Genomic DNA, 9,282 nt, shown 5'->3' with positions numbered 1-9,282 from the left:
CCGGCGCATTCTACACAGCTTTCGCTGCTTTGCAACCCCTCTTTTTAAGCTAACTCTTTGTTTTCAAAAGAGTTTTCCGAGAGGTCTGCGCCGGAAGAGGTGCGAATTATAGACACTTAAATCGAGCAGTCAAGGGATATTTGATAACTCATTCAGCTTTCAGCGTGACACGCGCAAAAGCCTTCTTGCCAGCCTGGCAAACATGGGTAGAACCCAGCGTGTATATAAAGGTGCGATCCACCACCTCACCATCTATACGCACACTGCCCGCATTCAACAGATCACGGGCGCCTGCCGCGTTCTTCACCAGCCCGGCCTTATTAAGGAGGGAAGCAATTGGCAGATCCTCGCTTGAGGTCACGTCCACCTCAGGCAGATCCTCTGGCAACTCCCCTTCTTTCATGCGGTTACCCGCAGAGCGGTGAGCACTGGCAGCAGCTTCTGCGCCATGGAAGCGCGCAACGATTTCTTCGGCCAGCTTGATCTTGATATCGCGCGGATTGGCACCCTGCTCGACATCACGCTTGAACTGCTCGATTTCAGCCATGGAACGGAAGCTGAGCAATTCGAAATAGCGCCACATCAGTGAATCAGGGATGGACACCAGTTTGTTGTACATCACGCCCGGTGCTTCCTGGATACCTACGTAGTTGCCCAATGACTTGGACATCTTCTTCACGCCATCCAGACCTTCCAGCAAAGGCATGGTCAGAATAACCTGAGGCTCCTGACCATAAGCGCGCTGCAGCTCACGCCCCATCAGCAGGTTGAATTTCTGATCGGTGCCGCCCAACTCGACATCCGCACGCAAGGCCACGGAGTCGTAGCCCTGAACCAATGGGTAAAGGAACTCATGGATGGCAATAGGTTGATTGCTGCTGTAGCGCTTGCTGAAGTCATCACGTTCGAGCATCCGCGCCACTGTGTATTGTGACGACAGACGAATGAAGTCCGACGGCTTGAGCTGATCCATCCAGGTGGAGTTGAACGCCACTTCGGTCTTGGTCGGATCGAGAATTTTGAACACCTGCGCCTTGTAGGTTTCGGCGTTGTCCAGCACTTGCTCGCGCGTCAGAGGAGGGCGAGTTGCACTCTTGCCACTCGGATCACCGATCATTCCGGTGAAGTCACCAATCAGGAAAACCACCTGATGGCCCAGCTCCTGAAACTGACGCAGCTTATTAATAAGCACTGTGTGCCCGAGATGCAGATCAGGCGCAGTCGGGTCGAACCCCGCCTTGATGCGCAGCGGCTGACCGCGTTTGAGCTTTTCAATCAGCTCGGCCTCGACCAAAACCTCTTCCGCACCGCGCTTGATCAGCGCCAGCTGTTCTTCAACCAACTTCATGACAGGACTCACAACCACTCAAAATGAAAGGGAACCAACCATACAAGATCAGGCACTAATTACAAGTTTTGCCCAACCCCGCACCGACCCTACCAAGACAAAGGTTGCCTAGAGCAAGATTTGGTTATATTTTAAGCAGTTGATAGATTCTATTTTTACTTTTTTGTCATCTTCATTTCATATTTTAAGAATCTTACCCAGACCATGACGCCGACTTCCAAGCCCCCGCTGTACCCCAAAAGCCACTTGCTAGCAGCAAGTGGCGTGGCCGCCTTTTTAAGCTTTACGCTGCTGGTTTTTCCCTCCAGCGATGTAGAAGCAAAGCGCACCACGCTGACGCTGGATATTAGTAGCGATGCCGAGCAGCTTGAGCAAAACAAAGACGACCTGCCGCTGACCACAGTCACAGGCACTGAAGGCGCGCAACCCTTTGCCAAAGCTGCAGACACTCCAGCTGCGCCCGACACTGCCAGTAAGCCTGTAGACCCGCTCAATAAGAGCGTCACAGTCGGTAAAGGTGACACGCTTTCCACGGTTTTTGCCAAGGTTGGCCTGTCGTCCAACGAACTGCATGACGTAGTCAACAGCAGCAAAGATGCCAAGCGTTTCAGCCGCCTGAATGTTGGCCAGGAACTGCAGTTTAAATTGACTGCAGACGGCCACCTGGAAAGCCTGCACAGCAAACTCAGCGACCTTGAAAGCATCAGCCTGAGCAAAACCGACAAGGGCTTCGCCTTCAAGCGCGAACTGGTTAAGCCTGACGTGCGCTCTGCCTATGCGCGCGGTGTTATCAACAGCTCCCTTTCGCAATCTGCCCAACGCGCCGGCCTGCCCTATAGCCTGGCAATGGACATGGCCAATGTGTTCGGCTACGACATCGACTTTGCTGAGGACATCCGCCGCGGCGACGAATTCGAAGTGGTCTACGAGCAGAAAGTCGTGAACGGCAAGCCGATTGCCAACGGCAATATCCTTTCCGCCCGTTTTATCAACCGCGGCAAGACCTTCACCGCCGTGCGTTATACCAACAAACAAGGTGCCACCAGCTACTACACCGCTGACGGCAACAGCATGCGCAAAGCCTTTATCCGCACGCCGGTAGACTTCGCCCGCATTAGCTCCGGCTTCTCCATGGGCCGCCGCCATCCAATCCTGAACAAAATCCGCGCGCACAAGGGTGTCGATTACGCGGCGCCACGTGGCACCCCGATCAAAGCCGCCGGCGATGGCCGGGTTATGCTGGCCGGCCGTCATGGCGGCTATGGCAATGCGGTGATCATCCAGCACGGCAACAGCTACAAGACCCTCTACGGCCACATGCAGGGCTTCGCCAAAGGTGTGCGTACGGGCACCAGCGTCAAGCAGGGGCAGATCATTGGCTACATCGGCACCACAGGCCTCTCCACTGGGCCACACCTGCACTATGAGTTCCAGGTCAATGGTCGCCACGTCAATCCGCTGAGCATCAAGACCGCCATGGCTGACCCGATTGCCCGCGCTGAGAAGCAGCGCTTCCTGCAGCAGAGCAAGCCGTTGCTGGCCCGCATGGACCAGGAAAAATCCACCATGCTCGCCCTGAACAAACGCTAACAGCCGATGCCGCGTTATCTGGGGGTGATGTCCGGAACCAGCCTCGATGGTTTGGACATTGCCCTGATCGACCAAGACCAGCACACCCGCCTGATCGCCACCCATTACGTGCCCATGCCCGCCACACTGCATGCCGAGCTGCTGGCGTTGTGCAGCTCCGGTCCCGATGAGCTGGCCCGTGCGGCACTGGCTGAGCAGCGCTGGGTCGAGCTGGCAGCGCAGGGCATTCAGGCCCTGCTGGCTGAGCAACAACTGCAACCTTCTGACATTCGCGCCATTGGCAGCCATGGCCAGACCATCCGCCATGAGCCCGCCCACGGCTTCAGCATCCAGATTGGCAACCCAGCCCTACTCGCCGAGCTAACCGGCATCAGCGTGATCAGCGACTTCCGACGTCGTGATATCGCTGCCGGCGGCCAAGGCGCGCCCCTGGTGCCAGCCTTCCATGAAGCCCTGTTTGCGACCGACAAGCGCTGTGCGGTCTTGAATGTTGGCGGCTTCAGCAACCTCAGCCTGTTGCAACCCGAGCGCCCGGTGCATGGTTTTGATTGCGGCCCGGGTAACGTATTGCTCGACGCCTGGATTCAGCTGCAGCGCGGCGAACGCTTCGACCGTGACGGCGCCTGGGCGGCCAGCGGTGAGATAATCCCGGAACTGCTGCATGCGCTGCTCAATGATCCGTTCTTCCAGACCCGCGGACCGAAAAGCACCGGCCGCGAACTGTTCAGCCTGGAATGGCTGCAGCAACTCCTAGCGCAGCTACCACCTTATGCGCCAGCCGACGTGCAAGCCACCCTGCTGGAGATGACGGCTTCGAGCATCATCGACTCACTCACCGCCGCCCAGCAAAACACCGAAACCCTGCTGGTCTGCGGTGGCGGCGCCCATAACGGCGCGCTGATGCGGCGCCTGCAAAGCCTACTGCCGAGCGCCTGCGTCAGCAGTACCGCCGCTCAAGGCGTGCCACCCGACTGGGTGGAAGCCATGGCCTTTGCCTGGCTGGCTCACTGCTGCCTCGAGCAGATCCCCGCCAACCGCCCCAGCGTCACCGGCGCCCGCGGACTGCGCGTACTTGGCGCCATCTACCCAGCCTGATCCGCAGAACTCATAACGCAGAAACGACAATGCCGCGCACAGGGCGCGGCATTGCGGGTCACACTCAGCAAACGAATCAGATCGAGAACGACTGACCGCAACCGCAGGTGCTGGAAGCATTCGGGTTCTTAATCACGAAGCGCGAACCTTCCAGACCTTCTTGATAGTCCACCTCGGCGCCGACCAGGTATTGAAAGCTCATCGGATCGACCACCAGGCTCACGCCTTCGCGCTCGACCACGGTGTCATCGTCCGCCATCTCGTCATCGAAGGTGAAACCGTACTGAAAGCCGGAACAGCCGCCGCCAGTCACGAACACCCGCAACTTCAGACGCGGGTTACCCTCTTCTTCAACCAGGCTCTTCACCTTGCTGGCAGCACCCTGCGTGAACTGCAAGAGAGTGGGTGTGAAGGTTTCGACGCTCATGCTGCTGTTCTCCCGACGCTACGCGCCATACTGCTTAGGCCTTGCATTATCCGCTTACCCTACCAAACTGGTCAACTATTCTCCGCCCACAGGCAGCCATGGCCGGCAAATACCCTCAGGGCAGCAATGCGGCCTGCATCAGCCCCATGCGCTCATCCAGGCCACAGCGGATGTTCATGCACTGCACCGCCTGACCCGAAGCGCCCTTGACCAGGTTATCAATCACCGAGAGCACCACCACCAGATCGCCGCCCTGCGGGCGATGCACCGCCAGACGGCAGACGTTGGCGCCGCGCACGCTGCGGGTTTCCGGATGACTGCCAGCCGGCATCACATCGACAAACGGCTCATTGGCATAACGCTGCTCGAACAGCGCCTGCAGATCCACTGCCTGATCAACCACGGTGGCATACAGGGTGGCGTGAATACCGCGAATCATCGGCGTCAGATGCGGCACAAAGGTCAGACCGACATTCCCGCCCGCAGCGCGGCGCAAGCCCTGAGTGATTTCCGGCAGGTGACGATGGCCCTTAACACCGTAGGCCTTCATGCTCTCGCCCGCTTCGCTGAACAGCGAACCGACACTGGCGCCACGACCAGCTCCGCTGACCCCGGACTTGCAGTCGGCGATCAGGCGGCTGTTGTCCGCCAAGCCCGCCTCCAGCAACGGCAGGAAGCCCAATTGGGTGGCCGTCGGGTAACAGCCGGCTACTGCGATCAGGCGCGCCTGGCGAATTTGTTCACGATTGACTTCCGGCAGGCCGTATACCGCCTCAGGCAACAACTCAGGTGCGCCATGGGGCTGGCCGTACCACTTGGCCCACTCCTCAGCGTCTTGCAGACGGAAGTCCGCTGAAAGGTCGATAACCTGAGTGCCCGCCGCCAGCAACTCACCGGCCAAGGCATGGGCGACGCCATGGGGCGTGGCGAAGAACACCACGTCGCAGGCGCCGAGGGTGGCACTGTCCGGCACGCTGAAGGCCAGCGAATCATAATGACCGCGCAGGTTCGGGTACATGTCCGCCACTCTCACACCGGCTTCGGAGCGCGAGGTAATCACCGCCACTTCTGCTTCCGGGTGCTGAGCCAGCAAACGCAACAACTCGACCCCGGTGTAGCCCGTGCCGCCGACAATACCTACCTTGACCATGACCCGCCCCTCGAACCAACCCAGTGGAAAGCTGCCGATGATACGGCCGCACGCCCGGCCAGCCAACAGCAAGGCGCGTCTGTCTCGCGGTTTCTCCACCGGCCAGGGCTGCGCAAGGTGACGAGCAGCCGTGCTTGCCTCTACTATCGGCGGACTTTGTCCCGCGGAGTCACCCCATGCTTTACCTCTGGCTGAAAGCCCTGCACATCATCGCCATGGTCTGCTGGTTTGCCGGGCTGTTCTACCTGCCCCGCCTGTTCGTCTACCACGCCATGAGCAGCGATGCCGTCAGCCACGAGCGCTTCTGCGTGATGGAGCGCAAGCTTTACCGCGGCATCATGCAGCCATCGATGATTGCCACCCTGGTCCTCGGCGCCTGGCTGCTGTACCTCAATCCAGCCTGGCTGAGCATGGGCTGGCTGCACGTGAAGTTAACCCTGGTCGCCATCTTGGTCGGCTATCAGCACCTCTGCGGCGCTCAGTTGCGCGCTTTTGCCCGTGGCGAAAACGCCCGTGGCCACGTGTTCTTCCGTTGGTTCAACGAGGTGCCCGTGCTGTTCCTGCTGGCCATCGTGATTCTCGTCGTGGTCAAACCGTTCTGATCACCGCCCTTGATAACACTGTCCTTAATAACACCGCCCTTAATAACAAGAGGAATGCCCATGTCCCTGCCCGCCTTGTTGCAACAGCGCCTGCGTCTGCCCGTAGTGGCTGCGCCGATGTTTCTGGTCTCCAATCCGCAACTGGTACTGGCCTGCTGCAACAGCGGTGTGGTCGGCAGCTTTCCGGCCCTCAATCAGCGCGAAAGCAGCGGCTTTCGCGCCTGGCTGGAGGAAATCCAGGCAGGCCTGCATGACGATGCGGCGCCCTATGCGGTCAACCTGATCGTTCACCACAGCAACCCGCGCTTGCAGGACGACCTGGCCATCTGCGTGGAAAAGCGCGTGCCGATCATCATCACCAGCCTCGGCGCTGTAAAGGAAGTAGTGGATGCCGTGCACAGCTACGGCGGCCTGGTGTTCCACGACGTAACCACCCGCCGGCACGCGGAGAAAGCAGCTGAAGCCGGAGTTGATGGTCTGATCGCGGTGGCCGCCGGCGCCGGTGGCCACGCCGGTACTTGGAGCCCGTTTGCCCTGATCGCCGAGATCCGCCAGTTCTTCGACAAAACCCTGCTGTTGGCCGGCTGCCTCAACCACGGCCACGAGATTCTCGCGGCGCAGCTGCTCGGTGCCGACCTTGCTTACCTCGGCACGCGCTTTATCGCCACCCAGGAAAGCCACGCCGGCGAGGCCTACAAGCAGATGCTGCTGGACGCCAAGGCCGCCGACATCATCCATACCCCGGCCGTATCAGGCATTCCGGCCAGCTTTATGCGCCAGAGCCTGCAAGCCGCCGGTTATGACCTGCAGCGCCTGCAAGACAAAGGCGAGGTCAATTACGGTGAAAAACTCAAACCGGTCAACGATGAGGCCAAGGCGTGGAAAACCGTGTGGTCGGCCGGCCAGGGCGTCGGCGACATTGATGACCTGCCCAGCGTGGCCGAACTCGTGGCTCGCCTGGATGCCGAATACCGGGCAGCGCGCCAGCGTTTCACCCCACTCGAACACTAAGCACCTCCCTGGCGGCTGAACTCAAGCAGCCGCCAGGAACTAGGCCACCTTTCTCCTGTTGCGCACTTGTCGCCCATGGCTGCGGCCCATTAGGCTGTGCGCTCAACTCTTTCCTGCCGACAGGGATGCCCGCATGTCACAAGCCCGTTTCAAGATCGTTTTTAGCGGCGAATTGATGCCCGCAGCGCAACTGGACGAGGTCAAAGCCAACCTGGCGCGCCTGTTCAAGAGCGACAGCGCCAAGATCGAAAGCCTGTTCTCTGGCAACCCGGTCGCTCTCAAGCGCGATCTGGCTGAAGACGAGGCCGAAAAGTACCTCGCCGCCCTGCAGCGCGCCGGTGCCAAGGTGTACAAAGAGGCCGATCTGGCCGCCAGCCTGAGCCTGGTAGAAACCGAAGACCACAATCCGCCTGCGGCTGCCAATGAAGCCACCGCCACCACCGACAGCAGCCGCATGAACTGCCCCAAGTGTGGTCACGAACAAGACAAGGCAGCCGAATGTACGGCCTGCGGCATCATCATCGACAAATACCTGGCACGCCAGGCCGAACTGGCCGCCAGTGCGCCCGCCATCACCATCACCAGCACCATCAGTAACGACCCCGCGCCGGCCTCCCCTTACGCGCCCCCCACTGCCAACGTCGCCGAAGAACTGCCGGAGTACGCCGAGTTGCGCCCGTTTGGCGTCGAGGGCCGGATTGGCCGCTTGCGCTACCTGGCCTGGAGCCTGAGCTTGATGGGTGCTGCCATGGCGGTGTTCGGCGTAGTCGCCATCGGCTTTCAATTGTCGCAAGTGCTCGGCGCTATCCTCGCCGTCGTGACCCTGGTGGCCATGGCGGTGGTCAGCGTACAAATTGGCGTGCAACGCCTGCACGACATCGGCTGGTCCGGCTGGCTGTTGCTGGTCAACCTGGTGCCGGTGGTCGGCAGCGTGTTCTCCATCATCATGCTGGTAGTGCCTGGCAGCACCGCGGCCAACCGCTTTGGCCCGCCACCGCCACCCAACAGCACCGCGGTCAAGGTTCTGTCCGCCCTCTGGCTGCTGGTACCGGTGGTGTTCGGCATCCTCGCCGCCATCGCCATTCCGGCCTATCAGGACTACACCGAGCGCGCCCAGTCCGCACTGGAAAGCAGCTACGATGAGGCCGACAGCGCCGAGGCCGCAGACGCTTACGCGCCGCTCAGCGAAGACGAGTAAATCCCCCCGCAGCAGCGGCCCGTCGGCCGCTGCCCCACGGAGTCACCCATGCCCCGTTATGCCCTGATTACCGGCGCCTCCAGCGGGATTGGCCTGGCCATTGCCGAAGCCCTGGCTCGCCGCGGCCGCAACCTGATTCTGGTGGCTCGCCAGCGCGACGCCCTGGAAAGCATCGCCTACGAGCTGACCCAGCGCTTCGGCGTCGAGGTGCTGTTTAGCTCCTGCGACCTTAGCGAGCCGCTGCAGGTATCCGGCCTGCTGCAAGAGCTGGAACTGGCCGATCAGCAGATTGACCTGCTGGTCAACAACGCCGGCTTCGGCACCGCCGGCGCCTTTCTCCAGCAGGAGTGGAGCCGCGAACAGCAGCTGGTGGAAGTCAATATTCTCGCCCTCACTCGCCTCTGCCATGCTCTCGGCCAACGCATGGTGCAACAGGGCGGCGGACAGATTCTCAACGTCGCCTCGGTCGCAGCCTTTCAGCCAGGGCCGTGGATGAGCAACTACTTCGCCAGCAAGGCCTACGTGCTGAGCCTGTCAGAAGGTCTGCGTGAAGAGCTGAAGGGCTTTGGCGTGAAAGTCTCGGTGCTCTGCCCTGGGCCGACGCGCAGCGCGTTCTTTCGCAATGCACAGATGAAATCCGCCAAGCTGGAACGCAGCTCGCTGATGATGTCCTGCGAGGAAGTGGCACTGCTCGCCGTCAGAGGCCTGGACAAGAACCGCGCGATCATCACCCCCGGATGGCGCAACAAGCTGATGGCCGGCTGGCCACGCCTGGCTCCACGCGCACTGGTGCGTTACCTGGTGGGCAAGGTCAATCGCTCCAGTTCAGGACGAAAGGCCGACTAGCTAAACACTCGCCCC

General features: G+C 60.5%; 9 protein-coding genes. 6 read left to right on the top strand and 3 right to left on the bottom strand.

The genetic code is table 11. From position 1 onward, the window contains the following. Positions 1-148: 148 nt before the first annotated feature. A complete protein-coding gene (tyrS, locus tag AC56DI_RS03120; protein ID WP_496344899.1) occupies positions 149-1,348 on the bottom strand; it encodes a tyrosine--tRNA ligase in 1,200 nt (399 codons plus the stop codon). A gap of 204 nt (positions 1,349-1,552) precedes the next feature. On the opposite strand from tyrS, the gene AC56DI_RS03115 reads away from it, so the two are divergent. After that, positions 1,553-2,938 carry a peptidoglycan DD-metalloendopeptidase family protein gene (locus AC56DI_RS03115; protein ID WP_496344898.1) on the top strand — a complete coding sequence of 462 codons (1,386 nt, stop codon included), beginning with the start codon at positions 1,553-1,555 and terminating at the stop codon, positions 2,936-2,938. A gap of 6 nt (positions 2,939-2,944) precedes the next feature. After that, complete coding sequence (locus AC56DI_RS03110) at positions 2,945-4,033, top strand: anhydro-N-acetylmuramic acid kinase (protein ID WP_496344897.1); 1,089 nt, start codon at positions 2,945-2,947, stop codon at positions 4,031-4,033. A gap of 76 nt (positions 4,034-4,109) precedes the next feature. Here AC56DI_RS03110 and erpA read toward each other — a convergent pair whose 3' ends face one another. Together erpA and argC are read right to left on the bottom strand one after the other, a co-directional pair. Then, positions 4,110-4,460: an iron-sulfur cluster insertion protein ErpA gene (gene erpA / locus AC56DI_RS03105; protein WP_324520546.1), complete on the bottom strand. Its 351-nt coding sequence runs from the start codon at positions 4,458-4,460 to the stop codon at positions 4,110-4,112. Positions 4,461-4,575: 115 nt separating this feature from the next. Then, positions 4,576-5,610 carry an N-acetyl-gamma-glutamyl-phosphate reductase gene (argC, locus tag AC56DI_RS03100; protein ID WP_496344896.1) on the bottom strand — a complete coding sequence of 345 codons (1,035 nt, stop codon included), beginning with the start codon at positions 5,608-5,610 and terminating at the stop codon, positions 4,576-4,578. 176 nt (positions 5,611-5,786) lie between these two features. On the opposite strand from argC, the gene hemJ reads away from it, so the two are divergent. From hemJ to AC56DI_RS03080, 4 genes are all read left to right on the top strand, one after another. Further along, a complete protein-coding gene (gene hemJ, locus AC56DI_RS03095) occupies positions 5,787-6,212 on the top strand; it encodes a protoporphyrinogen oxidase HemJ (protein WP_496344895.1) in 426 nt (141 codons plus the stop codon). A gap of 60 nt (positions 6,213-6,272) precedes the next feature. Beyond that, positions 6,273-7,223 carry an NAD(P)H-dependent flavin oxidoreductase gene (locus AC56DI_RS03090; protein ID WP_496344894.1) on the top strand — a complete coding sequence of 317 codons (951 nt, stop codon included), beginning with the start codon at positions 6,273-6,275 and terminating at the stop codon, positions 7,221-7,223. Positions 7,224-7,356: 133 nt separating this feature from the next. Then, the gene (locus AC56DI_RS03085) at positions 7,357-8,421 is read left to right on the top strand and encodes a DUF805 domain-containing protein (protein ID WP_496344893.1); all 1,065 of its coding nucleotides are present in this window, start codon (positions 7,357-7,359) and stop codon (positions 8,419-8,421) included. 48 nt (positions 8,422-8,469) lie between these two features. Continuing rightward, on the top strand, positions 8,470-9,267 hold the full coding sequence (locus AC56DI_RS03080; RefSeq protein ID WP_496344892.1) for an SDR family NAD(P)-dependent oxidoreductase: 798 nt from the start codon (positions 8,470-8,472) through the stop codon (positions 9,265-9,267). Positions 9,268-9,282 lie beyond the last annotated feature (15 nt).

This window comes from Pseudomonas sp. BGA-UO-ETr-WB11, assembly GCF_059567785.1.
This window is presented reverse-complemented; position numbering and strand designations above follow the sequence as displayed.

What these genes read in the sequence shown, in the direction of transcription:
- tyrS (WP_496344899.1), bottom strand. Translation starts at nt 1,348, where the DNA reads ATGAAGTTGGTTGAAGAACAGCTGGCGCTGATCAAGCGCGGTGCGGAA.
- AC56DI_RS03090 (WP_496344894.1), top strand. Translation starts at nt 6,273, where the DNA reads ATGTCCCTGCCCGCCTTGTTGCAACAGCGCCTGCGTCTGCCCGTAGTG.
- erpA (WP_324520546.1), bottom strand. Translation starts at nt 4,460, where the DNA reads ATGAGCGTCGAAACCTTCACACCCACTCTCTTGCAGTTCACGCAGGGT.
- hemJ (WP_496344895.1), top strand. Translation starts at nt 5,787, where the DNA reads ATGCTTTACCTCTGGCTGAAAGCCCTGCACATCATCGCCATGGTCTGC.
- argC (WP_496344896.1), bottom strand. Translation starts at nt 5,610, where the DNA reads ATGGTCAAGGTAGGTATTGTCGGCGGCACGGGCTACACCGGGGTCGAG.
- AC56DI_RS03080 (WP_496344892.1), top strand. Translation starts at nt 8,470, where the DNA reads ATGCCCCGTTATGCCCTGATTACCGGCGCCTCCAGCGGGATTGGCCTG.
- AC56DI_RS03115 (WP_496344898.1), top strand. Translation starts at nt 1,553, where the DNA reads ATGACGCCGACTTCCAAGCCCCCGCTGTACCCCAAAAGCCACTTGCTA.
- AC56DI_RS03110 (WP_496344897.1), top strand. Translation starts at nt 2,945, where the DNA reads ATGCCGCGTTATCTGGGGGTGATGTCCGGAACCAGCCTCGATGGTTTG.
- AC56DI_RS03085 (WP_496344893.1), top strand. Translation starts at nt 7,357, where the DNA reads ATGTCACAAGCCCGTTTCAAGATCGTTTTTAGCGGCGAATTGATGCCC.